Below are 22,687 nucleotides of genomic sequence, written 5' to 3' on the forward strand. Positions count from 1 at the left end.
CTTGGCCGTGATCGCGTCCTGGCGGAGACCACCGTGTCGGCGAGCGTGCGTCCTTTCCTGATCGGCCTCGCCGCCTGTCTGGCGGCCGGGCCGGCGCTCGCCCAGAGCGCGCCGCGCCCGCACGCCGGGCAGGCCGCCGGGCTGCGATATCTGACGTGGACCGGCAAACGCCCCGATCCGGCCCGGACGCCGCCGGCCGCCGCCGTGGCCGCCCCGCCGAGCGCGGAGCCGGCCCCCGTCCCGCGCCCGCGCGTGCACGGCTCCCCCGCTTCGCCCCGACCGAACACTCTGACGCCGGCGTCGGCCTGGCTGCCGACTGCCGCGCCCGCGACGCCGTCGCCGCTCCCGCCGGCGCCCGTGGTCGAGCCGGCCCGGCCCTCGCCCGAGCCCCCGCCCGCGCCTGGACCTTCGTCCAGCCCTGTCGAGGCCCTGGCCGCCGTCGTCGAGGCCGATCCCATGGCGCCGCGCGCCGACGCCCCCATTCACCGCATCGCCCCCCAACCCGTCGCGGCGGCGGGCGGCGAGAGCACCCGCTACTATTCGGTCCACCGCGCCGCCGGGCAGACCCCCGACCCGGTGGCGATCCCGGACCCGGTCTATCTGGACCAGGCGCCGATCGATCTCGCCGAGCCCGAGGGGCCGCCGGTCGTCATGCGCGACGGGCAGGGTCGGCTGATCCCCGCCGAACCCGCCGACGACTCGACCCTGCCATGAGCCAGACCCTGTCGCGCCTGCCCGACCTGATCGCGCTGGCCAAGGAAGACTCCAGCGAGAAGCGGCGCGTCCTGCTGCGCGAGCTGACCGACAGCTTCTTCGGCGCGCCGACCCATTCCGAGGCCGAGACGGCGCTGTATGGCGACGTCCTGGCCCAGGTCTCGCGCGACATGGAGAGCGCGGTCCGGGCCCAGCTGGCGCGCCGCTTCGCCCCCGCCGCCAACGCGCCGCGAAGCCTGATCCGCACCCTGGCCGACGACCCCGAGGCGGCGGTGGCGGTGGCGGTGCTGCGCGCCTCGCCGCTGCTGACGGACGAGGATCTGATCAGCGTCGCGCGCAAGCACGGGCAGGACCACCTGCGCGCCATGTCCAAGCGGGCCAACGTCTCCGAGGCCGTGTCGGACGTCATCGTCGAGCGCGGCGACGACGAGACGCTGGGCTCGCTTCTGCGCAACGACGGGGCCCGGCTGTCGCGCCAGGCGTCCGAGACCGCCGTCGAGAGGGCCAAGGCCAATCCGGAGCTGCACGAGGCCACGGTCAATCGCTCCAGCCTGCCGCCGGACCTGCTGAACGACATGTACTTCGTCGTCGAGAGCCGCCTGCGGCAGCGGATCCTGGAGCAGAACGCGCGCATGGACCCGGCGCTGCTGGAGGCGGCCCTGTCCGCCGGGCGCGCCCAGGTGGCGACCGAGGACGGCCTGCTGCCCGAGGACTACGCCGAGACGCTGGCCTATGTGGAAGAGCTGCGCGCCGCCAACCAGCTGACGCCGGTGGTGCTGGCCAGGTTCCTGCGCTCGGGCAGCCGCACGGCCTTCCTGATCGCCCTGTCGCAGCTGTCCGACGTCGATTTCCACACGGCGCGCCAGATCGTGGAGCGGCGTGAGCTCGACGCCCTGGCGGTGGTCTGCAAGGCGGCCGACCTGGATCGCGCCCTGTTCCTGACCTACGCCGTCGTCCTGCTGAACGACGAGGGCGACGCCATGGGCAAGGCGAAGGCCTATGCCGCCCTGTACAACGACCTGACCCGCGACACGGCCCAGCGCACCCTTCGTTTCTGGCGCCTGCGCCGCGAGGCGGCGGCGGCCTAGAGCCGCGCCTTGACCGCCGCGACCACAGCCTCGGCGGTGATGCCGAACTTTTCGTAGAGCACCTCGGCCGGGGCCGAGGCGCCGAAGCCGGTCATGCCGACGAAGCCGCCGTCCTCGCCGATGAAACGCTCCCAGCCCTGACGCACGCCGGCCTCGACCGCCACGCGCGCCGTGCCCCGGCCGATGACCTCGGCCTGGTACTTGGCGGACTGACGCTCGAACAGGGCGAAGCACGGGACCGAAACGACCCGGGTCGGCACGCCCTCGGCCTCGAGCGTGTCCCGGGCCTTCAGGGCGATCGGCACTTCGGTGCCGGTGGCGAACAGCGTCGCCTTCGCCGGGGCGGAGGCCGCCTTCAGCACATAGGCGCCCCTGGCCGACAGGTTCTCGTTCGCCGCCTCGACGCGCACGGCGTCGGTCTTCTGGCGCGACAGGGCCATGGCGGACGGCGCTCCACGGCTCTCCAGCGCCAGGCGCCAGCATTCGAAGGCCTCCACCGTGTCGGCGGGGCGGAACACGAGCAGGTTCGGAATGGCCCGGAGCGCCGCCAGATGCTCGACCGGCTGGTGGGTCGGCCCGTCCTCGCCAACCCCGATGGAGTCGTGGGTCAGCACATGGATCACCCGCACGCCCATCAGGGCCGCGAGCCGGATCGAGGGCCGGTTGTAATCCGAGAACACCATGAAGGTGCCGCCGTAGGGAATGACGCCTCCGTGCAGCGCCATGCCGTTCATGGCCGCCGCCATGCCGTGCTCGCGGATGCCCCAGTTGACGTAGCGCCCGGCGTAGTCCGGCGCGTCCAGCGTGACGGTGTCGGGCACCAGGGTGTTATTGGAACCGGTGAGGTCGGCGGAGCCGCCGACCATCTCAGGAATGGCGTGGAAGACCTTGGCCAGGGCCGCGCCCGACGCCGCGCGCGTGGCCTGGGCTGGCCTGGCCTCGACCAGCTCGGCGATCCCGGCGTCCAGCGCCTCGAAGGCGTTCGACGGCAGCTCGCCCTTCATGGCGCGGGTGAAGTCGGCGACCAGCGGCGAGGCCTTCAGCCGGGCCTCCCAGGCCTTCCGGGCCTTGGCGCCGCGACGGCCGACCTTGCGCCAGGCGGTCTCGATCTCGGTCGGCAGTTCGAACGGATCGTGGGTCCAGTTCAGACCCAGCCGCGTCGCCGCGATCTCGGCCGCGCCCAGCGCCGCGCCGTGGGTCTTGTGGCTGCCCTCCATGGTGGCGGCGCCCTTGCCGATCCTGGTCCTACAGGCGATCAGCGTCGGCTTGTCCTGCTTCACGGCCCACTTCAGGGCCGACTTGATCTGGCCCATGTCGTGGCCGTCGATGGCCTTGACCGCCCAGCCGGCGGCCTTGAAGCGGCCCTTCTGGTCGGTGGCGTCGGACAGGGAGACCTTGCCGTCGATGGTGATCTCGTTGTCGTCCCACAGCACCGTGAGCTTGTTCAGCCGGTAGCGGCCCGCGAGCGTGATCGCCTCCTGGCTGATCCCCTCCATAAGACAGCCGTCGCCGGCGACGACCCAGGTGCGATGGTCCACCAGCTCGTCGCCGAACCGCGCGGCCAGGTGACGCTCGGCCATGGCGAAGCCGACCGCGTTCGCCAGCCCCTGGCCCAGCGGTCCGGTGGTGGTCTCCACCCCCGGCATGTGGCCGTACTCGGGATGGCCGGCCGTCTTCGAGCCCCACTGGCGGAAGTTCGACAGCTCCTCCTTCGTGGCCGCCTTGTAGCCGGTCAGGTGCAGCAGGGCGTAGATCAGCATCGAGCCGTGCCCGGCCGACAGGATGAAGCGATCGCGGTCGGCCCAGTCCGGCCGGCTGGCGTCGAACTTCAGGAACTTCGAGAACAGCACCGTCGCCACGTCGGCCATGCCCATGGGCATGCCGGGGTGGCCGCTCTTGGCCTTTTCGACCCCGTCCATGGCCAGGACGCGGATCGCGTCCGCCATCTGCTGAGGGGTGGCCTTGATGGGCTTGGAGCTGTCGGACACGGCGGTTCCTTCGTCGGCGGACGGATTTTGGGGGCGCGGGCGCTTTACCCCGAGGGCGCGCCGGGTTCTATACGGATTCTGGAGGAAGCGATCCGATGGCCGACGCCGCCGACGCCGCCAAGCAGAGACTCGACCGCGCGCTCGCCGAGCTGGAGCGCAAGACGCGCGACCTGAAGGCCAGGTCCTCGGTCGCCGACGACGACCTGTTCGCGCCCCGCGCCGCGGGCGGGTCGGACCCCGAACTGCGCGCCGCCGCCGAGGCCGCCTCCGCCGCCCTCGCCGCCGCCGCCGACGAGATCCGCGCCGTGCTGGAGGCCGAGGGCTGATGGCCACCGTCACCGTCGAGGTCAACGGACGCCCCTACGCCGTCGGATGCGCCGACGGTCAGGAGCAGCGCGTGCTGACCCTGGCCCGACAGTTCGACCGGCACGTGCAGGACGTCGCCGCCGACGTGGGCCACGTCGGGGACCTGCGGCTGTTCCTGATGGCGGCGCTGCTGCTGGCGGACGAACTGCACGAGGCCAAGGCGGCGCTCGCCAACGGCGGGGCGACGCCGCCTGAGGGCGCCGATCCGGAGGCCGGTCTGGCCGAAACGCTCAACGCCGTCGCCGCGCGGATCGAAAAGATCGCCGCCGGCCTCTGACCGGCCATTGTTCCGCCCCGTCAGGCCGCCTATCTTCGCACCCGGCGGGGCGGCTGCGGCTCTCGTCGAAGGCAACACATCCCAGCGACCTTAATCGTCTCGAAGGGAGCTGTCCCTGCCTGGGCTCGAGGGCCTGGGCACCACGGCGCCCACCTGGTTCGCCAGGTCGAGGGGATTGAACCGACCTTCACGGCTCTCGCGGCGCCCGCCAACCTTTTTGTTTGCCCTACCGCTCAGCGCGCGGCGCCTCGCTGCTTGAGGGCGTGTTGGGTTTGCCCTACCGCTCGGCGCGCGGCGCCTCGCTGCTTGAGGGCGTGTTGGGTTTGCCCTACCGCTCAGCGCGCGGCGCCTCGCTGCTTGAGGGCGTGTTGGGCGCCTGAGCCGCCGTTTCGCCTCCCGGAGACGCCCATGACGGACAAGGCGGCCCTGAGGGCGGAGATGCGGCTGCGGCGCAAGGCCCTGGCGGACACCACGCCCTGGGCGGCCGAAGGTCTGGCTTCGCATGCGACCTCGATCCTCGAGCTGCACGACGCCGGCTCGCCAGTCGTCGCCCTCTACTGCCCCCAGGGGTCGGAGATCGATCCCACGGCCCTCGCCCACGCTCTGGTCCAGCGTGGCGCGCGCCTGGCTCTGCCGGTGGTCGTCGATCGGGAGGCGCCGCTGATCTTCCGCGCCTGGTCGCCGGACGACCCCCTGGAGGAGGATCTGGCGGGTTGTCCCTCGCCGCTGGAGCTCGCCGAGGTCGTCACGCCTGACATCATCCTCACGCCGCTGATCGCCTTCGACGGCCGCGGCGGACGCCTGGGCCAGGGCGGCGGCCACTACGACCGCACCTTCCAGGCCCTGCGGCGGCGGTCGCCGCGACCGCGCTTCATCGGCCTGGGCTTCGCCGGCCAGCAGGTGGAGCGCCTGCCCACGGAATCGCACGACCAGCCGCTGGACGGCGTCCTGACCGAGAGCGCACTTCGTATATGGCGTTGATATATACCTCACGCCGGAGTAGTCTCCCAGCATGACCCTCCCGCGCGCCACCGTGTTCAAAACCAACCGGTCGCAGGCCGTCCGGATCCCCAAGGCGGTCGCTTTCCCGGACGACGTCAAGGAACTGGTGGTGATCCGCGAGGGACGCGGTTTGCTGCTCGTGCCTCCGGACGACGTCTGGGCGACCTTCTTCGATCGGCCGGGCATCGACATTGAAGAACCGGAAGACCCGATCGACGACAGCCCGCCGGTCAGTTTCGACTGATGGCCTCGATCATGATCGACACCAGCGTCTGCATCCGGGCGCTGCGAGCCCGCTCGCCGAGCCTGCGCGAAAGGTTCGAGGCGGAGGCCGATCAGATCGCCATCTCCTCCGTCGTGTTCATGGAGTTGCTCCACGGAGCGAGGGTGTCGGCCCGGCCTCGACAGCACCGGATGGAGGTGGAGGACTTCGTGGATCGTCTCAGGGTTTTGGACCTGGATCAGGCGGCGGCTGACCACGCGGCGGACATCAAGGCCGACCTCCGGCTCAAGGGGACGCCGATCGGCGTTCACGACACCTTGATCGCAGGTCATGCGCGGAGCCGCGGCATGGTTCTCGTCACCGGGAACCTGAAGGAGTTCCGACGGGTCGACGGATTGCGCTGCATCGACTGGCCGGAGGACGCGCCGTGAGACTGGCCTTCTTCGGCGACGTCATCGGCAAGTCCGGCCGCGACGGAATCAGCGACCATCTTCCGGGCCTGAAGCGCGACCTGAAGCTCGACTTCGTGGTGGTCAACGCCGAGAACGCGGCGGGGGGGTTCGGCATCACGGAGTCCACGGCGCGCGAGCTGTTCCTGGCGGGGGCCGACTGCCTCACTCTGGGCAACCACAGCTGGGACCAGCGCGAGGCCCTGACCTACATCGTGCGCGAGCCGCGTCTGATCCGGCCGCTGAACTATCCGCGCCTGATGGATGCGCCCGGGGCCGGGGCCAACCTGTTCGAGACCCAGTCGGGGCGAACGGTGCTGGTCATGAACGTGCTGGGCCGGGTGCACATGGACCCGATGGACGACCCGTTCAGCGCGGTCGAGAAGGAGCTCGCCGCCTGCCCGCTGGGGATGGCGGCGGACGCCATCATCGTCGACATGCACTGCGAGGCGACCAGCGAGAAGATGGCCATGGGCCACTTCTGCGACGGCCGCGCGTCGCTGGTGGTGGGCACCCACACCCATGTGCCGACCGCCGACGCCCAGATCCTGCCGGGCGGCACGGCTTATCAGACCGACGCCGGCGGCTGCTGCGACTACGACTCCGTCATCGGCAACGACAAGGAGGAGCCGCTCCGACGCTTCACCACCCGCATCTCCGGCGGCCGCTACCAGCCCGCCTCGGGCCCCGCGACCATCTGCGGCGTGTTCGTGGAGACCGACGACCGCACGGGCCTGGCCACCCGCGTCGAGCCGATCCGGGTGGGGGGGCGCCTGACCCAGGCGGTGCCGGCGGCCTAGACCGAAATCGGTTCATCTGGACGCACGTCCAACCGGACTCGGATTTCGGTCCAGTTTGAAGCGAGAGCCTGATTCACGCCTCAAGTGGAATCGCGAAGCGATTCCACTCAAGCCGATCAGGCTCTAGCCGGCGATCCAGTTGGGAAGCCAGCCCTCGTGAATCTCGCGCAGGTCCTTGAGCGGGATGCGGAACAGCTCCCCCTTGGGGCCCGCCGAGGCGAAATCGGTCCCGACCGCATGGCCGACGACCGAGGCGTGCAGCCCCGCCCCCCTGGCGGCGTCCAGGATCGTCTGGGGTGAGGAAGTGGCCACCAGATATCGGGCCTGATCCTCTCCGAACAGCAGCACGTGGGCGTGGGTCTCGCTGGTCGCATCCAGCACCACGCCGCAGTCCGACGCCAGCGCCAGGTCGGCCGCGGCGCCGATCAGGCCGCCGTCCGAAAGGTCGTGCACCACCGTCAGTTCGCCCGCCTCGATCAGGCCGCGCACGAAGTCGCCGGTCTTCTTCTCCAGCGCCAGGTCCACGGGCGGCGGCGCGCCCTCCTCCCGGCCCAGCACCTCGCGCAGGTAGAGGCTGGAGCCCAGTTCGCCGACGGTCTGGCCGATCAGCACCAGGGTGTCGCCCTCGGCCATGCCGCCGAAGCCGGTGACGATGTCGTAGTTCTTCAGCAGGCCCACCGCGCCGACGGTGGGCGTCGGCGGAATCGCGACGCCGTTGGTCTCGTTGTAGAGCGACACGTTCCCGCTCACGACCGGGAAGTCGAGCGCGCGGCAGGCCTCGGCCATGCCGTCGATGGCGCGCACGATCTGGCCCATGATCTCGGGCCGCTGGGGATTGCCGAAGTTCAGGTTGTCGGTGATGGCGATGGGCCGCGCGCCGACGGCCGTCAGGTTGCGCCAGGCCTCGGCCACCGCCTGCTTGCCGCCTTCATAGGGGTCGGCCTGGACATAGCGGGGCGTGCAGTCCGAGGTGACCGCCAGGCCCTTGTCCGTGCCATGCACCCGCACCACGCCCGCGTCCGCGCCGGTCGCGGAGTCGTGAAGGGTGTCGGCCATGACGTGGCGGTCGTACTGCTCCCAGATCCAGCGCTTGGAGGCCATGTCGGGACAGGCCACGACCTTCAGCACCGCGTCGCGCCAGCTCTCGGGCGGAGGCACTTCCTTGGGGTCGAGGCGCGGCTGGAGCGTCGGCTGGATCCACGGCCGGTCGTACAGCGGCGCGTCGTCGAACAGGGGCGCGAGCGGCACGTCGCAGACCACCTCTCCGTGATGACGCAGCACCAGCCGGCCGGTGTCGGTCGTCTTGCCGATCACCGCGGCGTCCAGGCCCCACTTCTCGAAGATGCGCCGCCCGTCGTCCTCGCGGCCGGGCTTGAGGATCGCCAGCATGCGCTCCTGGCTTTCCGACAGCATCATCTCATAGGCGGTCATGCCCTCCTCGCGCTGGGGCACCGCGTCCATGTCGAGCTCGATGCCGACCCCGCCCTTGCCCGCCATCTCCACGGACGAGGAGGTCAGGCCGGCCGCGCCCATGTCCTGGATCGCCGCGACGGCGCCGGACGCCATCAACTCCAGCGTCGCCTCGATCAGCAGCTTCTCGGCGAAGGGGTCGCCGACCTGGACCGTCGGGCGCTTGGAGTCGGATTCGTCGTCGAACTCGGCCGACGACATGGTGGCGCCGTGGATGCCGTCCCGCCCGGTCTTGGAGCCGAAATAGACCACGCTGAGGCCCGGCGCCGGCGCGGCCGAATAGAAGATGGCGTCCGACCTGGCCAGGCCGACGCACATGGCGTTGACCAGGATGTTGCCGTTGTAGCCGGGGTGGAAGTTGGTTTCGCCCGCCACCGTCGGCACGCCCACGCAGTTGCCGTAGCCGCCGATGCCGGAGACGACGCCCGTCACCAGGCGCCTGGTCTTCTCATGCGACGGGTCGCCGAACCGAAGGGCGTTGAGCAGCGCCACCGGGCGCGCGCCCATGGTGAAGACGTCGCGCATGATGCCGCCCACGCCCGTCGCCGCGCCCTGGTAGGGCTCGATGAAGCTGGGGTGGTTGTGGCTCTCCATCTTGAAGATGCAGGCGTCGCCGTCGTCGATGTCGATCACGCCGGCGTTCTCGCCCGGCCCGCAGATCACGCGATCGCCGGTCGTGGGGAACTTGCCGAGGTGGATCTTCGAGGACTTGTACGAGCAGTGCTCGGACCACATCACCGAGAACACGCCCAGCTCGACCTGGTTGGGCTCTCGGCCCAGCCGGTCCAGGACGACCTGATATTCGTTCGGGGCCAGGCCGTATTCAGCGGCCAGTTCGGCCATGGTCTTTTGGGGCGCGCTCATGGGCGGCGCTTCTAGCGGCGAACGGGCCCGCTGTCAGCCGCCAGGAACCGCGAGGGCCGCCCGAGGTTGTCCCGGCGCAAGGAGCACCTCCCCCATGACCGACCAGCCGATCGACACCCCCGACGCGTTCGAAGACCTGCCCGCCGAGGAACCGGGCGACGACGAGGACCTGCCCATAGGCGACGAGGACGGCGGCGACGACGCTCAGATCGCCGCCGACGACGCGGGCGCCTCGGCCCTGACCGAAGAGCCGCAAGCCGACCTCGACGACGAAGAGGGCGACGAAGAGGACGCCTGATGGCCCGGACCTCCACACCGAGCCAGGCCGCGCCGGCCCGGCAGCAGATGGATCGCTCCAACGATCCGGACGTCACCCGGGCCATGGACATCGCCGCCCCCGAGGCGGCGATGTCCAGCCGGCGGCAGCGCTACGCCGGCTCCGCCGCCGGGGTCGGGAGCGTCGGCATCGAGGAGACGGGCGCCTATGACGTCGGCGCCGGCGGCGAGGCGGTGGAGCCGACGCCGCTACCCACCCCCCAGCCGGATCTCGGACACACCGCCGGCGACACGCCCGCCGACGACCAGCTGCGCGCCGGCGGGATCGGCCCGGACGGAACGCCCGGACCCGACCCGGCCGTGGGGCCGGGGCTCGGGGCCGCCAGCTTGCGTCGCGATCGCCACGACGCAGACGAGCGGGCGCCGAGCGACGGCGAGGGCGACTAAGCCGTCGCCGGCCTCGACCGCCTCAGGCCGAACGCCAGGATCACGCCGCCGACCACCACGACCAGCGCGGCGGCGAGCGCGCTGAAGCCGACCACGGGATTGCGGGTCTGCTCCGCGACGAACGCCCCCAGAAGCCCCCAGGCCACGGGGGCCGCATAGGCCAGCAGCCGGGTCCGCGCCGTCACGAACAGCACGAACGCCGTCACGGCGACGATCGCGAGCACCGCCCAGACGGTCGGCGAGGCCGCTTGCGGCAGGTCGCCGTTCCCGGTCGCCACAGTGATCAGATTGACCGGCGAGGCGATGGTCAGCCAGCCCGCCAGAAGCGCCAGCGGCGTGACCGTGAGCCAGCGGTCCCGGTCGCCGACCGGCAGGTTCCGGATAGCCCCGGCGTGACGCAGCAAGGGGATGAGCAGGACGGTGGCCGACCCCACGATCAGGACGATGGTCATGACCTCCGCGTCGAAGGCGGCGGCGACGATCCACCAGCCGATGCCGAGCAGGGCGAGGGCGGACGGCCAGCCGAACGCGCGGATCATCGGGCTCTCCCGGGTGTTCGGCAGCACCTGCCGCACCGCGTAGATCATGAGGCCCAGATAGATCAGGCCCCAGATGGCGAAGGCGTAGCCGGCGACCCGCAAGGTCGCGTCGCTGTCGGCGGCGAATTCGGCGGCCGACTGGCCCCAGCCCGTCGCGATCTGGCCGTAGCTGATCGCCACGGCGAAGACCGCAGCGGCCAGGACGATCAGGCGGCGCAGCCCGGTGCGGGGGGGCGGCGCCGACTCGGGGGCATCAGGGGCTTCAAGAGCGGCTTCGGTCATCGTGGTCCTCGCAATCGCCAAGCTGGAACTCGCGAGGCGGGCGCGGGTTCAGTCAAGCCACAGGAGATGCGACATGACGGACACCCAGGGTGAGACGCACGACGGCTTCCAGACCGACGACGTCGCCGCCAACCGCGCCATCGAGCAGGGGCTGGGCGTCGGCGCCCGCGAGCTTCAGGCCCAGCGTGACCCGGGCGGCGTGAACACGGCCGACGAGGACGTCGAGCGCGTCGACGGCGAGCCCGCCGGACCCGACGAGCGCCTGGACGAGAGCCTCGGGGTGCAGGGCGGCCTGGATCAGGACGACGTCAAGCGCCATCGATGAGCGGGCTGGGCCGAGGTCGGCGGTTGACAGCCGCGCCCGGCGGGGTTGGCATGCCGCATGTCCGCGATCCCGGAGCCCTCAGCCGCTGAGTTCCAAGCCCGCCTCAAGGCGGCGGAGGCGCGGTTAAGGGCCGACCCCGCCGACCTGGAAGCCCTGATCGCGAAGGGGGACGCGCTGGCCCGTCTGGGCGACGAGCGCGGCGCGGGCGCCTTTCACGCGGCGGCGTTGCGCGTGGCGCGGACGCGCGGGGCGTCGCCGGCGCTGGCGAGCGAGGTGCGAAGGATCGAAGCGGAGACGAGCGCGCGCGCCGCGCGTTTCGAAGCCGCCCTGCGCGAGGGCGTGGCGCGGGCCGGCCATGACCCGGCCCGCTCAAGCGAGCGTTTCACCCTGTCGCTCGATCTGCTCACCGGCCGCAAGCAGCTGCATCTTTCCGCCCCGCGGTTCTACTTCTTTCCCGGCCTGCCGCAGGTCCAATTCCAGCCGCGCGAGAGCCTTCCCTGGATCGATCGGATCGAGGCGGCCACGGACGAGATCGCTTCGGAACTGGAGGGTCTCCTGGCCGACCCGGATCTGTTCAAACCCTATGTGGAGCCGAGGGGCGACCGTCCGGCGCGGGACGCCCAAGGTATGGTGGCGAACGCCGACTGGAGCGCGGTCTTCCTGTGGAAGGACGGCGTCGAGCAGCGCGAGGCCGCCTCGCGCTGCCCCCGCACGCTGGAGGCGCTGCGGGACGTCCCCCTGTGCCGCGTGCCCGGGCGGACGCCGTCGATCCTGTTCTCGCGCCTTACGCCGGGCGCGCGCATCCCGCCGCACCACGGCCTGATCAACACGCGTCTGATCTGCCACCTGCCGCTGATCGTCCCGCGGGGCTGTCGCTTCCGCGTCGGGTCTGACGAGCGAGAGTGGGAGCGGGGAGAGGCCTGGGCCTTCGACGACACCGTCGAGCACGAGGCGGTCAACGGTTCAGACCGCGACCGGATCATTCTGATCTTCGACGTCTGGAAGCCGGAGCTGACGGATGAGGAACGATCACTGGTCTCGGCCATGTTCCAGGTCATCGACGGCGAAAGCGCGTCTCCAGCCTGGGGCGTCTGAGGCGCGACGATCATATTCTCGCGTCCGGACGACCGCATGCCGGCCAGGGTAAGCCGCCGGGCCGGTCTCGGGAGGATCGGACGGAAGGGCCTGCATTCCGCCGAGCCATCCGCAACGGAAGGAACCGACGACCGCTTGAGCCTGACCTCGCCGGCGATCATCTTGTCGCGCTCGGAGCGCGACATCACGCCGCCGCGAAGACGCTCTGGAACAGCGTCGCCCCGTCCGCCGAGCCCAGCTCGGCCTCGAAGGCGCGGTCCGGGTGGGGCATCATGCCGAGCACATTGCCCCGCGCGTTCTGGAGGCCCGCGATGTCGTTGACCGAGCCGTTGGGGTTGTCGACGTAGCGGAACACGACCTGGCCCTCGCCCTCGATGCGGGCCAGGGTCTCAGCGTCGGCGAAGTAGTTTCCGTCGCCGTTGCCCTGGGTCATGACGACCTCGCGCTGGCCTTGATAGCCGGCGGTGAAGCGCGTCTGGCCGTTGGCGACCTGAAGCGTGATGGGCTTGCACACGTACTTCAGGCCCGCGTTCCGGAGCAGGGCGCCCGGCAGCATCCCGGCCTCGCACAGGATCTGGAAGCCGTTGCATATGCCGACCACCGCGACGCCGTCGTCGGCGGCCTTCTTCACCGCCTGCATGACCGGCGACTGGGCCGCCATGGCGCCGCAACGCAGATAGTCGCCGTAGGAGAAGCCGCCCGGCAGGACGATCAAGTCCAACCCCTTGGGCAGCTCCGTCTCCTGGTGCCACACCATCTGCACCTGCTCGCCGGTCGATCGCTCCACCGCGACCTTGCAGTCGCGATCGCAGTTGGACCCGGGGAAGACGATGACGGCGGCGCTCATGCGCGGGCCTCTAGCAGGGTTCGGCGGCGAAGTCAGGGTGGTCCCGGACCCATTGACCCCGAGCCGCCGCCGCGCATCATCCCGGCATGATCCGCACCGTCATCACCGCAGGACTGGTCCTGGCGCTGGGGGCCTTCGGCCTGGCGTGGCTGGAGGTGCAGCAGGCGACGCGCGCTATCGAACCGCAACTCTATGTCGCGCTGGTCGCCCTGGCCTTCGCTCTGGGTGGCCTCTGGCTGGGCTGGCGGATGGCGGCGCGGCGCCACGGCCCGCATTTCGAGCCGAACACGGCCGCGCGTCAGGCCCTGGGCCTGACCGGCCAGGAGATGCGCGTGCTGGACGCCCTGGCCACCGGCCGCGCCAACAAGGAGATCGCGCGCACGCTCGGCCTGTCGCCGAACACCATCAAGACCCACCTGGCCAATCTCTATCTCAAGCTGGAGGCCTCGACCCGCACCGAGGCCGTCGGTCGCGCCCGCGACCTGGGGCTGATCCCCTGATCGGGCGAGCGGACGAATTCACCCGTTCGGGCGATAGGCCGGCGGATGGCGGCGACGACAGGATGGCGGTCCGTTCAATCGCAGGGAGGCCGCCATGGCCCGCATCATCCTCACCCACGGCCTGATCGCCGGACTGGTCATCATAGCAGGCGTCATCGGCACGGTCGCCATCTCGGGCGGCGAGCCGCACGGCAATGTCTGGCTGGGTTATCTGATCATGCTCTTGGGCATGTCTGCCGTCTTCATGGGCATCAAACGACACAGGGATACGCATGGCGGCGGCGTTATCCGCTTCCTGCCAGCGCTGGGCGTCGGCCTGGGCATCGCCCTGTTCGCCTCCATCGCCTACGTCCTGGTGTGGGAAATGTATCTGGCTGCGACGGGTTATGTCTTCATGGATCAGTATACAGCCGCGACCCTCGAGGCCCGGCGCGCCGAAGGTCTGTCCGGCGAAGCCTACCGCCAGCTGGAGGCCCGGATGCGAAACGCGGTCGAGGCCTACCGCTCGCCCTTCTACCGCCTGCCGCTGACCTTCGTGGAGATCTTTCCGGTCGGGCTGGTGGTGTCGATCGTCAGCGCCGTCCTGCTGAGCAACAGCCGCCTCCTGCCGGCAAGGGCGCGGTCGTGAGCGATTTCGACGGGGTCTTCGCTGCGCTGCGCGCCGTCATGCTGAACCACGCCGAAGGGCTGACGGTGACGCGCGACGCGCCCGGCGATCTGGTCGTCCGCACCCGGACGTTGGACGCCACGGGCGAGGCTGAATGGTTCGGCGCGGTGACGATCAAGAAGAGCTACGTCGCCTTCCATCTGATGCCGATCTACTGCGACCCGGCCCTGGCCGCCGATCTTTCACCAGACCTGACGCGGCGGCGCCAGGGCAAGTCGTGCTTCAACTTCAAGCGCGAGGAACCGGCCCTGTTCGCCGAACTGGACCGGCTGACCGGCCGCGCGCGTGAGGTCGTCGACTGAGGCTCAGCCCTTGTTCTCATAGATCGCGGTGATCGTGGCCTTGGCGAGCGTATGGAAATGCAGGTTGAAGCCGTATTTGGCCCCCGAATCCTCGGGCGTGACCTCCAGCTGCTCCGCATCCACGGCGAAGACGGTAAAGATGTAGCGGTGCGGCCCATGTCCCGGTGGCGGGGCCGCGCCGCCGAAGCCCGGCTCGCCATAGTCGGTGCGGCCTTCCACGGCGCCGGCCGGCACCGGCCCGCCAGCGGGAATCTCGGTCACGTCGGCGGGAATGTTGGCGACGGTCCAGTGCCAGAAGCCCGAGCCGGTCGGCGCGTCCGGATCATAGCAGGTGATGGCGAAGGACTTCGTCCCCTCCGGCGCGCCCGACCACCTCAAGTGCGGCGAGGTGTTGCCCTTCGCCTGAACCTGCGCGTCCGGCAGGGTGTCGTTGTCGCTAAAGTCGTCAGAGGTGAGGGTGAAGGTCATCGCGAGCTCCGGCGGCGTATCCAGGATGAACGCGCCTCACCCCACCTCGATCCGGTAGCTCTCAATGACCGTGTTGGCGAGCAGGGTCTCGCACATCTTCTTCGCCTCGGCGGCGGGGTCCTCGGCGCCGTCGAGGTCGAACTCGATCAGCTTGCCGACGCGGGCGTTGGCGACGCCGCTCCAGCCGAGGCCCTTCAGGGCGCCTTCGACGGCCTTGCCCTGGACGTCCAGCACGCCGGGCTTAAGGAAGACGTGAATGCGGACTTTCATCGGTTGCTCTTCATGAAGGGGGTGAAGTCGGACCATTGTTCGATCCGGAAAGCGCGAACGTCGCGGACGCAGTCGGGGAACCACGGGACCGCCCGGAGCGCGTTCATGGCGGCGAACAGATTGGCCAGATCTTCCTCATCGGTCGTGTAGACGCTGCCCTGGATGCGGGCGAACCCATATCGACGCAAGGTGCGGCCGATCTCGTCGTAGGCCTGGGAGACGCCCTTCGGATGCCGGGCTTCGGTTTCCGCGACCACGAGATCGAAGGCGATCGCGAACATCAGGCCCGCGGATCGGCGGCGGCGGCGGCGGCGGAGTAGCCCAGCGTCTCTCCGCTTTCGACGACACGGATGGTCAGCCTGTCCGTCGATGCATCGAGGACTTCGTAGAGCGGGCCTTCCGCTCCGAACGTCCGGAACCGGTCGAGCCCGGGGAATCGGTCGGTTCTGACAAAGGCCGCAGCTTCTTCTTCAACGCCATTGGTCAATGCAGCCCCCCCTGAATCACGGTCGGCATGTCCTTCATGATGCCGAGGCGACGCGCCACCTCGGCGTAGCTCTCGATGACGTTGCCCAGGTCGCGGCGAAAGCGGTCCTTGTCCAGCTTCTCGCCGGTGCAGGAATCCCAAAGCCGGCAGCTGTCTGGGCTGATCTCGTCGGCCAGGATCACGCGGCTGAAGTCGTTCTCCCAGATGCGGCCGAACTCGATCTTGAAGTCCACGAGCGTGATGCCGACCGCGCCGAACATGCCCGACAGATAGTCGTTGACCCGCACGGTCATGGCCAGGATGTCGTCGATCTCCTGGGTCGAGGCCCAGTTGAAGGCGGTGATGTGCTCCTCGGTGACCATCGGGTCGTTGAGCTCGTCCTTCTTGTAGTAGAACTCGATGATCGAGCGGGGCAGCGGGGTGCCCTCGGCCTGACCCAGGCGCGTCGCGAGGCTGCCGGCGACGATGTTTCGGCACACGACCTCGAGCGGGATGATCTCGACCTCACGGATCAACTGCTCGCGCAGGTTCAGCCGCTTGATGAAGTGGTTCGTGACCCCGATGCCGTTGAGGCGGGTCATGATGAACTCGCTGATCTTGTTGTTCAGCACGCCCTTGCCTTCCAGCGTCGCCTTCTTCTGGGCGTTGAAGGCGGTGGCGTCGTCCTTGAAGTACTGGATCAGGGTTCCGGGCTCGGGCCCCTCGTAGAGGATCTTGGCCTTGCCCTCGTAGAGCTTCTTGCGCTTGACGTTCATTCAGGTGGTCCCGGCGGGGAGATCGCGGCCCGAAACAAAAACCGCGCGGGCCATGGCGAAGGTCCACAGCGCGGCGCGGTCCGGAATCGGGCGGCGTCAATCTAGGTGACGCCATCCTAGCGGAACCCTCGCGGACGCACAAACGAGCTGCGCCTGCGACCGTCGGTGTCATGTTGCGTTCATGCCCGCAGCGGCTATAGAGGCGCGCCGGTCCCCTCGGGATCGTCCACGGAGCTCGCGACGCGTATGACCACCTTCGACGATCGGGAAAAGGCTTTCGAAGCCAAGTACGCCCTCGATCAGGACCAGGAGTTCAAGGCCGTCGCCCGCCGCAACCGCCTGCTGGGCCTGTGGGCGGCCGAGAAGATGGGCCTGTCCGCCGAGAGCGGCGAGGAGTACGCCAAGGCGGTCGTCCGCGCCGACTTCGAACAGCCCGGGGACGACGACGTGTTCCGCAAGCTGGACCAGGACTTCCGCGGCGCCGGCCTGCAGGTGTCGGAGGGCGAGATCCGCTCCAAGATGGACGAGCTGGGCTCCATCGCCCGCGACCAGATCCGCGCCGGCGACTGACCCGGCCCACGCCGGTCCCTAAAGAGCCGGTCCCTAAAGAGCCGGTCCCTAAAGAGCCGGTCCCTAAAGAGAAGTGGGCCGCGCCCCTTGAGGAGCGCGGCCCGTCTCACACCCTTCTGAAGGCGTGGTTCAGTTCGGCATCACGACCGTGTCGATGGCGTGGATCACGCCGTTCGACGCCGTGACGTCGGCCTGCACGACGTTGGCGGCGCCGCCGTTCTCGTCGGTCAGGGTGATGGTCCCGTCGGCGTTGGCGCGCGCGGTCAGGGTGCCGCCTTCGACGGTCGTCAGGGTGGCCGAGCCGCCGCCGGCGGTGATCTGCTCGGTCAGGGCGGCGGCGTTCACGTTGCCCGGAACGACGTGATAGGTCAGCACGCCCTGCAGCTGCTCGCGCTGGGCGGGCTGCATCAGGGCTTCGCGGTCGGCGGCCGGGATCTTCTCGAACGCGGCGTTGGTCGGGGCGAAGACCGTGAACGGACCGGCGCCGTTCAGGGTGTCGACCAGCTCGGCGGCCTGGACGGCGCTGACCAGGGTGGTGAAGTCCGGGTTGCCCTGGGCGACGGCGACCACGGTGCCGTCGGCGGTCGGGGCGGTGGCGGCGGCGTCGGCCGACATGGCGTCCGCGGCCGGAGCCTCGGCGGCCGGCTCGGCGTTGTTGCAGGCGGCAAGACCCATCAGGGCGACGGCCGATACGGCGACGAGCGTGCGGGTGCGGGTGATCTTCATGGCGTGTCTCCTGACTGAGGCCCCCCTTCGTCGGGACCGGTCGAGGTAACGCGCGATCACGTGATCGGGATGCGTCCGTGAGGTCGGCTGCGTCAGCCCGCCGCAAGCGTCGCAGGGAACGTCAACGCTTTAGGAGATAGCCCAGAATCGCTCCGAAGGCCGCCGACGGAAGCGCCATGGCCCATTTTCGATCATCCGGGCTCGCCTGTTCACTCACCGTCACGGCGAGCGCAAGGCCAAGAACCACCATCGTCGCCACAAGGCCGCAGCAAAACAGCGCCACCTCCTTGAAGAGGCGCACCCTGCGGTCGTCGTCCGACTCGATCCTCTCCAGCGCCAGGTTGTAGGTCTGACCCTGAGGCGGATTGTTCAGGTCAATATTCAAAGGCCGACGAACTCGGTCTCGATCTTGCCCTGCTTGACCAGCGCCAACTCCTGGCCTTTCGCCTTACCCTTGCGGGCATGCTCGTAGAGGATGATGGCCTTGCGCAGAATGTCGGCCTTCGTCGTTTCCGACTCCGCCGCCATGCGATCCAGGCTGCGGTTGAGATCGTCGCTGACTTGAAGATTGAGGCGAACCATTGGTCCTGCTCCAATACCGAGTGCGCAATATATGCGCAATTTCGGCGCCGAGCTAGGTCCGGCCGAACACCCGCTGGAACACCGTGTCCACGTGCTTGGTGTGGTAGCCGAGGTCGAACAGCGCCGCGAGCTGATCGTGCGGCAGGGTCACGCGCGCGTCGGCCTTCAGGAAGTCGAGGAAGGCGCCCTCGCCGCGCCAGACCTTCATGGCGTTCTCCTGCACCGCCGCATAGGCGTCCTCGCGCGACACGCCCGCCTGGGTCAGGGCCAGCATGACCCGCTGCGAGAACACCAGCCCGCCCAGCCGGTTCAGGTTCCTCGCCATATTCTCCGGATAGACGTTCAGCCGCTCGACCACGCCGGCGAGGCGGTGCAGGGCGAAGTCCAGGTGGATCGTCGCATCGGGACCGATGCCGCGCTCGACCGACGAGTGGCTGATGTCCCGCTCATGCCACAGCGCGACGTTCTCCATCGCCGGCGTGACCGCCGAGCGCACCAGCCGCGCCAGGCCGGTCAGGTTCTCGGTCAGGATCGGGTTCCGCTTGTGCGGCATGGCCGAGGAGCCCTTCTGGCCCTTGTCGAAGAACTCCTCCGCCTCCAGCACCTCGGTGCGCTGCAGGTGGCGGATCTCGGTCGCCAGCCGCTCGACCGAGCTGGCGACGACGCCGAGCGCCGCGAAATAGGCCGCGTGCCGGTCGCGCGGGATCACCTGGGTCGAGACCGGCTCGACCTGAAGGCCCATCTTGTCGGCGACATAGGCCTCCACCGCCGGATCGACGTTGGCGAAGGTGCCCACGGCGCCCGAGATGGCGCAGGTGGCGATCTCCTCACGGGCCGTCTCGAGCCGGCGCCGCGCGCGCTGGAACTCGGCGTGATAGCCCGCCAGCTTGAGCCCGAAGGTGATCGGCTCGGCGTGGATGCCGTGGCTGCGGCCGACGCAGACGGTGTCCTTGTGCTCGAAGGCGCGGGCCTCCAGCGCCGCCAGCACCCGATCGACGCCCCCGATCAGCAGGTCCGTCGAGCGCGCCAGCTGCACCGCGAAACAGGTGTCCAGAACGTCCGAAGAGGTCATGCCCTGGTGCAGGAACCGCGCCTCCTCGCCCACGATCTCGGCGACATGGGTCAGGAAGGCGATGACGTCGTGCTTGGTCGTGCGCTCGATCTCGTCGATGCGGTCGGCGTCGAAGACTGCGCCCTCGCCCTTCCTCCAAATGGCGTCGGCGGCGTCCTTGGGAATCACCCCGAGCTCGGCCATCTTGGTCGCGGCGTGCGCCTCGATCTCGAACCAGATGCGGTATTTGGTCTCCTGGGACCAAAGGGCGACGGCGTCGGGGCGGGCGTAGCGGCTGATCATGCCGGCCCCTAAAGGCGGGGCCGAGGCTCAAGTCAAGGAAAGGCGGCCCATGCGGCTCATCGTCGGCAACATGATCTTCTCCACCTGGTCGCTGCGGCCGTGGCTGGTGCTCCGTCGCGCCGGTCTCGACCCGGAGCTTGTCGAGGTTCAGCTGTACGGCGATGACGACTGGAAGGCGCGGCTGTTCGAGGTCTCGCCCACCGGCAAGGTGCCGCTCCTTCAAGTCGAGGGCGAAGCGATCCCGGACTCGCTGGCCATCTCGCTGTGGTGCGCCGACCGCCATCCGGACAAGGGGCTGTGGCCCGCCGAACCGGTCGCCAGGGCCCAGGCCTTCGCCGTCGTCTGCGAGATGCACTCAGGCTTCGCCGCGCTGAGGACCGAGTGCGGCATGGGCATGGACGCGCAAGGGGTGCTGCACACCATGTTCGGCCCGGACCGCAGTCCGCCGCCCGCGAGCGCGGCGGTCGAGGCGGACGTGCGGCGGCTGGTCGAGATCTTCACCGGCTGCCGGGGCCGATTCGGCGCCGGCGGGCCCTATCTGTTCGGGGACTGGTCGATCGCGGACGCCTTCTTCACGCCGGTCGCGACCCGCATCCGCCACTTCCAGATCGACCTCGCCGCGCACGGCGACGACGGAACCGCCAGGGCCTATGTCGAGACCCTGCTAGCGGATCCCTTCGTCCAGGAGTGGAAGCGCCGCGCCGGGGTCGCCTGACGGAACCTCGTCGCCTGCCCGCCGGTTGGCCTTCGGATGAAGGAGGCCCCATGAGCGATATGAGACAGACCAACACCCGGACCGAGTTCCCGCGCGGCGGCGAGGTCGACGGCGAGGATTTCGACGGCGAGGAAGTCCACAGCGGCTCCAACCGCGCCACGCTCGAGGAACACGCGCGGCAGGACACCGGCCAAGGTCCCAAGACCCGCGGCCGAAACGCCGAGATCGTCAAGGGCGGCCTGTCGTGAACTACGTCGAAGCCTGGCCCTGGCTGCTGGTCGTGCTGGGCGGCCCGATCGCCCTGTTCATCGCCCTGGCCTGGTCGCGGACCCGCGCGGGTCGGACAAACAAGCGGATCGACCCCGCGACGCCGGGAGACGATCCGTCGAAGGGCCTGTGAGCGAGACCCTGAGCCAGGCGCTGGGCGGCGACCTGGAGGCGCGCGTCGAGGCGGTCCTGCGGGCTCTGTGCGATCGCAACTGGACGATCGCGACGGCGGAAAGCTGCACGGGCGGGCTGCTGGCGTCGGTCCTGACCGATGTCCAGGGAGTCTCCCATGCCTTCGAACGGGGCTTCGTGACCTATACCGAGGCCGCGAAGGTCCAGGACATCGGCGTTCCCGCCCGCCTGATCGAGGACGAGGGCGCGGTGTCCGAGGCGGTGGCCCGCGCCATGGCCGAGGGCGCCCGCGATGTCTCCGACGCCGACCTGGCGGTGGCGATCACCGGCTACGCGGGTCCCGGAGGACCGGACGACGAGGAGGGGCTGGTCCAAGTGGCTCTGGCCGGCCCGGAGGGACTGGCGCTTCACCGACGGCTCCGGCTCGGCCCGGTCGGACGCGACGCTGTGCGGCTGGCGTCGGTGGAGGCCGCCGTCGGCCTGATCGAGGACGCTCTGAAGGCGTAAAGACGCTGGCGCCGTCCCCCGCGCGCGCTTACAGCCTCGCCCGAGACTGTAGGAGCGCATCGATGAGATTGGGCACCCCGCTGTCGCCGTCGGCGACGAAGGTCATGCTGCTGGGCTCCGGCGAGCTCGGCAAGGAGGTCGCCGTCGAGCTCCAGCGGCTGGGCGTCGAGGTGGTGGCGGTGGACCGTTATCCCGACGCGCCGGCCATGCAGGTGGCGCACCGCGCCCACGTCATCGCCATGACCGACGCCGAGGCGCTGCGCCGCGTCATCGCCGAGGAGCGTCCGCACCTGATCGTGCCGGAGATCGAGGCCATCGCCACCGAGGTGCTGGCCGAGGTCGAGGCGGCCGGGACCACCGTGATCCCCACCGCGCGCGCCACGCAGCTGACCATGAACCGGGAGGGCATCCGGCGGCTGGCGGCCGAGGCGCTGGGCCTGCCCACCAGCCCCTACGCCTTCGCCGGGTCGGCGGAGGAATTGGCGTCAGGGGCCGAGGCGGTCGGCTATCCCTGCTTCGTCAAGCCGGTGATGTCCTCGTCCGGCAAGGGCCAGTCCTATGTTGAAGGGCCGGACGGGATCGCCGAAGCCTGGACCTACGCCCAATCGGCCGGCCGGGTGGGCGCGGCCCGCGTCATCGTCGAGGGGCGCATCGATTTCGACTTCGAGATCACCCTGCTGACGGTCCGTTCGCTCAGGGACGGGCGGGTCGCCACCGACTTCTGCGACCCCATCGGCCACCGCCAGGAGAAGGGCGACTATGTGGAGAGCTGGCAGCCCCAGGCGATGAGCGCCGCCGCCCTGGCCCGCGCCCGCGACATCGCCGCACAGGTGACCGGCGCGCTGGGCGGCCTCGGGGTGTTCGGCGTCGAGCTGTTCGTGAAGGGCGACGAGGTCTGGTTCTCGGAGGTCTCGCCCCGGCCGCACGACACCGGCCTGGTGACCCTCGCCACCCAGGTCCAGAGCGAGTTCGCGCTGCACGCGCGCGCCATTCTGGGCCTTCCCGTGGACGTGACCCGCCGCGAGATCGGCGCCAGCGCCGTGATCTATGGCGGACTGGAGGCGCGCGGGGTCGCGTTCGAGGGCGTCGCCGAGGCCCTGGCCGTCCCCACCGCGGACCTGCGCCTGTTCGGCAAGCCGGAGAGCTTCGCCCGGCGCCGCATGGGGGTGGCGCTGGCGCGGGGTGGGACCATAGAGGAGGCGCGGGCGCGGGCGCGCGAGGCGGCGGGTCGGGTGCGGCCGGTCGAAGCGTAACCGTCCGGCGCCGCTTGTGACCTCCGCCGGGGTTGAAACCCCGCGCCGCCGGTTCCATTGAAGCCGCAACCAGAACATCG

General features: G+C 70.0%; 34 protein-coding genes. 21 read left to right on the forward strand and 13 right to left on the reverse strand.

The genetic code is table 11. The features are described from left to right. Positions 1–33: 33 nt before the first annotated feature. Together ACFFGE_RS06180 and ACFFGE_RS06185 are read left to right on the forward strand one after the other, a co-directional pair. Positions 34–714 (forward strand): hypothetical protein, encoded by a 681-nt coding sequence (locus ACFFGE_RS06180; protein ID WP_376835378.1) that lies wholly within the window; start codon positions 34–36, stop codon positions 712–714. Next, positions 711–1,802, forward strand: a complete 1,092-nt coding sequence (locus tag ACFFGE_RS06185) for a DUF2336 domain-containing protein (protein ID WP_376835379.1) — start codon at positions 711–713, stop codon at positions 1,800–1,802. Before ACFFGE_RS06180 ends, ACFFGE_RS06185 begins: the two co-directional genes overlap by 4 nt. Here the strand turns inward: ACFFGE_RS06185 and tkt are convergent. Continuing rightward, positions 1,799–3,748 carry a transketolase gene (gene tkt, locus ACFFGE_RS06190; protein ID WP_376835579.1) on the reverse strand — a complete coding sequence of 650 codons (1,950 nt, stop codon included), beginning with the start codon at positions 3,746–3,748 and terminating at the stop codon, positions 1,799–1,801. The two genes, ACFFGE_RS06185 and tkt, sit on opposite strands and share 4 nt — an antisense overlap. Positions 3,749–3,885: 137 nt before the next feature. On the opposite strand from tkt, the gene ACFFGE_RS06195 reads away from it, so the two are divergent. From ACFFGE_RS06195 to ACFFGE_RS06220, 6 genes are all read left to right on the forward strand, one after another. Further along, entirely contained in the window at positions 3,886–4,116 is a 231-nt protein-coding gene (locus ACFFGE_RS06195) for a hypothetical protein (RefSeq protein ID WP_376835380.1), read from the forward strand. Further along, positions 4,116–4,433, forward strand: coding sequence for a cell division protein ZapA (gene zapA, locus ACFFGE_RS06200; protein ID WP_376835381.1), 318 nt, complete (start codon positions 4,116–4,118; stop codon positions 4,431–4,433). Before ACFFGE_RS06195 ends, zapA begins: the two co-directional genes overlap by 1 nt. 408 nt (positions 4,434–4,841) lie before the next feature. Next, positions 4,842–5,414 (forward strand): 5-formyltetrahydrofolate cyclo-ligase, encoded by a 573-nt coding sequence (locus ACFFGE_RS06205; protein WP_376835382.1) that lies wholly within the window; start codon positions 4,842–4,844, stop codon positions 5,412–5,414. Positions 5,415–5,445: 31 nt separating this feature from the next. Then, a complete protein-coding gene (gene vapB, locus ACFFGE_RS06210) occupies positions 5,446–5,679 on the forward strand; it encodes a type II toxin-antitoxin system VapB family antitoxin (RefSeq protein ID WP_376835383.1) in 234 nt (77 codons plus the stop codon). Positions 5,680–5,690: 11 nt separating this feature from the next. Further along, on the forward strand, positions 5,691–6,089 hold the full coding sequence (locus ACFFGE_RS06215; protein WP_376835384.1) for a type II toxin-antitoxin system VapC family toxin: 399 nt from the start codon (positions 5,691–5,693) through the stop codon (positions 6,087–6,089). Next, complete coding sequence (locus ACFFGE_RS06220) at positions 6,068–6,907, forward strand: TIGR00282 family metallophosphoesterase (RefSeq protein ID WP_376835580.1); 840 nt, start codon at positions 6,068–6,070, stop codon at positions 6,905–6,907. Before ACFFGE_RS06215 ends, ACFFGE_RS06220 begins: the two co-directional genes overlap by 22 nt. 123 nt (positions 6,908–7,030) lie before the next feature. Here the strand turns inward: ACFFGE_RS06220 and purL are convergent, their stop codons facing one another. Next, positions 7,031–9,241: a phosphoribosylformylglycinamidine synthase subunit PurL gene (gene purL, locus ACFFGE_RS06225; protein WP_376835385.1), complete on the reverse strand. Its 2,211-nt coding sequence runs from the start codon at positions 9,239–9,241 to the stop codon at positions 7,031–7,033. A gap of 94 nt (positions 9,242–9,335) precedes the next feature. Between purL and ACFFGE_RS06230 the strand changes: the two genes are divergently transcribed. Both ACFFGE_RS06230 and ACFFGE_RS06235 read left to right on the forward strand, forming a co-directional pair. Further along, positions 9,336–9,539 carry a hypothetical protein gene (locus tag ACFFGE_RS06230; RefSeq protein ID WP_376835386.1) on the forward strand — a complete coding sequence of 68 codons (204 nt, stop codon included), beginning with the start codon at positions 9,336–9,338 and terminating at the stop codon, positions 9,537–9,539. Next, positions 9,539–9,964, forward strand: coding sequence for a hypothetical protein (locus tag ACFFGE_RS06235; RefSeq protein WP_376835387.1), 426 nt, complete (start codon positions 9,539–9,541; stop codon positions 9,962–9,964). The genes ACFFGE_RS06230 and ACFFGE_RS06235 overlap by 1 nt, the downstream gene beginning before the upstream one ends. Here ACFFGE_RS06235 and ACFFGE_RS06240 read toward each other — a convergent pair. Then, positions 9,961–10,785 (reverse strand): TspO-related membrane protein, encoded by an 825-nt coding sequence (locus ACFFGE_RS06240; protein ID WP_376835388.1) that lies wholly within the window; start codon positions 10,783–10,785, stop codon positions 9,961–9,963. The genes ACFFGE_RS06235 and ACFFGE_RS06240 overlap by 4 nt on opposite strands. Positions 10,786–10,858: 73 nt before the next feature. On the opposite strand from ACFFGE_RS06240, the gene ACFFGE_RS06245 reads away from it, so the two are divergent. Both ACFFGE_RS06245 and ACFFGE_RS06250 read left to right on the forward strand, forming a co-directional pair. Further along, on the forward strand, positions 10,859–11,110 hold the full coding sequence (locus ACFFGE_RS06245; RefSeq protein ID WP_376835389.1) for a hypothetical protein: 252 nt from the start codon (positions 10,859–10,861) through the stop codon (positions 11,108–11,110). Between the two features lie 57 nt (positions 11,111–11,167). Further along, positions 11,168–12,205 carry an aspartyl/asparaginyl beta-hydroxylase domain-containing protein gene (locus tag ACFFGE_RS06250; protein ID WP_376835390.1) on the forward strand — a complete coding sequence of 346 codons (1,038 nt, stop codon included), beginning with the start codon at positions 11,168–11,170 and terminating at the stop codon, positions 12,203–12,205. 184 nt (positions 12,206–12,389) lie between these two features. Here the strand turns inward: ACFFGE_RS06250 and purQ are convergent, their stop codons facing one another. Further along, positions 12,390–13,052 (reverse strand): phosphoribosylformylglycinamidine synthase subunit PurQ, encoded by a 663-nt coding sequence (gene purQ, locus ACFFGE_RS06255; protein ID WP_376835391.1) that lies wholly within the window; start codon positions 13,050–13,052, stop codon positions 12,390–12,392. Positions 13,053–13,138: 86 nt separating this feature from the next. Between purQ and ACFFGE_RS06260 the strand changes: the two genes are divergently transcribed. The 3 genes from ACFFGE_RS06260 to ACFFGE_RS06270 all read left to right on the forward strand — a co-directional run bounded on the left by ACFFGE_RS06260 (position 13,139) and on the right by ACFFGE_RS06270 (position 14,521). Continuing rightward, complete coding sequence (locus ACFFGE_RS06260) at positions 13,139–13,552, forward strand: helix-turn-helix transcriptional regulator (RefSeq protein WP_376835392.1); 414 nt, start codon at positions 13,139–13,141, stop codon at positions 13,550–13,552. A 94-nt stretch (positions 13,553–13,646) separates the two neighbouring features. After that, positions 13,647–14,180 carry a DUF4199 domain-containing protein gene (locus ACFFGE_RS06265; RefSeq protein ID WP_376835393.1) on the forward strand — a complete coding sequence of 178 codons (534 nt, stop codon included), beginning with the start codon at positions 13,647–13,649 and terminating at the stop codon, positions 14,178–14,180. After that, complete coding sequence (locus ACFFGE_RS06270) at positions 14,177–14,521, forward strand: hypothetical protein (protein ID WP_376835394.1); 345 nt, start codon at positions 14,177–14,179, stop codon at positions 14,519–14,521. Before ACFFGE_RS06265 ends, ACFFGE_RS06270 begins: the two co-directional genes overlap by 4 nt. 3 nt (positions 14,522–14,524) lie before the next feature. On the opposite strand, the gene ACFFGE_RS06275 is transcribed toward ACFFGE_RS06270, so the two are convergent. From ACFFGE_RS06275 to purC, 5 genes are read right to left on the reverse strand one after another with little or no spacing between them, the layout of a single operon-like run. Next, complete coding sequence (locus tag ACFFGE_RS06275) at positions 14,525–14,989, reverse strand: YbhB/YbcL family Raf kinase inhibitor-like protein (protein ID WP_376835395.1); 465 nt, start codon at positions 14,987–14,989, stop codon at positions 14,525–14,527. A gap of 36 nt (positions 14,990–15,025) precedes the next feature. After that, a complete protein-coding gene (gene purS / locus ACFFGE_RS06280) occupies positions 15,026–15,259 on the reverse strand; it encodes a phosphoribosylformylglycinamidine synthase subunit PurS (protein WP_376835396.1) in 234 nt (77 codons plus the stop codon). Next, positions 15,256–15,540 (reverse strand): virulence factor, encoded by a 285-nt coding sequence (locus ACFFGE_RS06285; protein WP_376835397.1) that lies wholly within the window; start codon positions 15,538–15,540, stop codon positions 15,256–15,258. The genes purS and ACFFGE_RS06285 overlap by 4 nt, the downstream gene beginning before the upstream one ends. Next, positions 15,540–15,746 (reverse strand): DUF5397 family protein, encoded by a 207-nt coding sequence (locus ACFFGE_RS06290; RefSeq protein WP_376835399.1) that lies wholly within the window; start codon positions 15,744–15,746, stop codon positions 15,540–15,542. Before ACFFGE_RS06290 ends, ACFFGE_RS06285 begins: the two co-directional genes overlap by 1 nt. After that, positions 15,743–16,501 (reverse strand): phosphoribosylaminoimidazolesuccinocarboxamide synthase, encoded by a 759-nt coding sequence (purC, locus tag ACFFGE_RS06295; RefSeq protein WP_376835400.1) that lies wholly within the window; start codon positions 16,499–16,501, stop codon positions 15,743–15,745. Before purC ends, ACFFGE_RS06290 begins: the two co-directional genes overlap by 4 nt. A gap of 246 nt (positions 16,502–16,747) precedes the next feature. On the opposite strand from purC, the gene ACFFGE_RS06300 reads away from it, so the two are divergent. Further along, complete coding sequence (locus tag ACFFGE_RS06300) at positions 16,748–17,071, forward strand: DUF1476 domain-containing protein (RefSeq protein ID WP_376835401.1); 324 nt, start codon at positions 16,748–16,750, stop codon at positions 17,069–17,071. A gap of 129 nt (positions 17,072–17,200) precedes the next feature. On the opposite strand, the gene ACFFGE_RS06305 is transcribed toward ACFFGE_RS06300, so the two are convergent. From ACFFGE_RS06305 to purB, 4 genes are all read right to left on the reverse strand, one after another. Beyond that, entirely contained in the window at positions 17,201–17,797 is a 597-nt protein-coding gene (locus ACFFGE_RS06305; RefSeq protein WP_376835402.1) for a fasciclin domain-containing protein, read from the reverse strand. 121 nt (positions 17,798–17,918) lie between these two features. Further along, entirely contained in the window at positions 17,919–18,182 is a 264-nt protein-coding gene (locus tag ACFFGE_RS06310; protein ID WP_376835403.1) for a hypothetical protein, read from the reverse strand. Continuing rightward, positions 18,179–18,379 carry a ribbon-helix-helix protein, CopG family gene (locus ACFFGE_RS06315; RefSeq protein ID WP_376835404.1) on the reverse strand — a complete coding sequence of 67 codons (201 nt, stop codon included), beginning with the start codon at positions 18,377–18,379 and terminating at the stop codon, positions 18,179–18,181. Before ACFFGE_RS06315 ends, ACFFGE_RS06310 begins: the two co-directional genes overlap by 4 nt. Before the next feature lie 52 nt (positions 18,380–18,431). Next, complete coding sequence (gene purB / locus ACFFGE_RS06320) at positions 18,432–19,733, reverse strand: adenylosuccinate lyase (RefSeq protein ID WP_376835405.1); 1,302 nt, start codon at positions 19,731–19,733, stop codon at positions 18,432–18,434. Positions 19,734–19,782: 49 nt separating this feature from the next. Between purB and ACFFGE_RS06325 the strand changes: the two genes are divergently transcribed. The 5 genes from ACFFGE_RS06325 to purT all read left to right on the forward strand — a co-directional run bounded on the left by ACFFGE_RS06325 (position 19,783) and on the right by purT (position 22,607). After that, positions 19,783–20,448 carry a glutathione S-transferase gene (locus ACFFGE_RS06325; protein ID WP_376835406.1) on the forward strand — a complete coding sequence of 222 codons (666 nt, stop codon included), beginning with the start codon at positions 19,783–19,785 and terminating at the stop codon, positions 20,446–20,448. 50 nt (positions 20,449–20,498) lie between these two features. Further along, positions 20,499–20,696 (forward strand): hypothetical protein, encoded by a 198-nt coding sequence (locus ACFFGE_RS06330; RefSeq protein WP_376835407.1) that lies wholly within the window; start codon positions 20,499–20,501, stop codon positions 20,694–20,696. Further along, positions 20,693–20,848 carry a hypothetical protein gene (locus tag ACFFGE_RS06335; RefSeq protein ID WP_376835408.1) on the forward strand — a complete coding sequence of 52 codons (156 nt, stop codon included), beginning with the start codon at positions 20,693–20,695 and terminating at the stop codon, positions 20,846–20,848. Before ACFFGE_RS06330 ends, ACFFGE_RS06335 begins: the two co-directional genes overlap by 4 nt. After that, on the forward strand, positions 20,845–21,354 hold the full coding sequence (locus ACFFGE_RS06340; protein ID WP_376835409.1) for a CinA family protein: 510 nt from the start codon (positions 20,845–20,847) through the stop codon (positions 21,352–21,354). The genes ACFFGE_RS06335 and ACFFGE_RS06340 overlap by 4 nt, the downstream gene beginning before the upstream one ends. Positions 21,355–21,416: 62 nt before the next feature. After that, positions 21,417–22,607, forward strand: a complete 1,191-nt coding sequence (purT, locus tag ACFFGE_RS06345) for a formate-dependent phosphoribosylglycinamide formyltransferase (protein ID WP_376835410.1) — start codon at positions 21,417–21,419, stop codon at positions 22,605–22,607. The last annotated feature ends 80 nt before the right edge of the window (positions 22,608–22,687 follow it).

Origin of the sequence: Brevundimonas balnearis, from assembly GCF_042434805.1 — a bacterium.
GTDB lineage: Bacteria > Pseudomonadota > Alphaproteobacteria > Caulobacterales > Caulobacteraceae > Brevundimonas > Brevundimonas balnearis.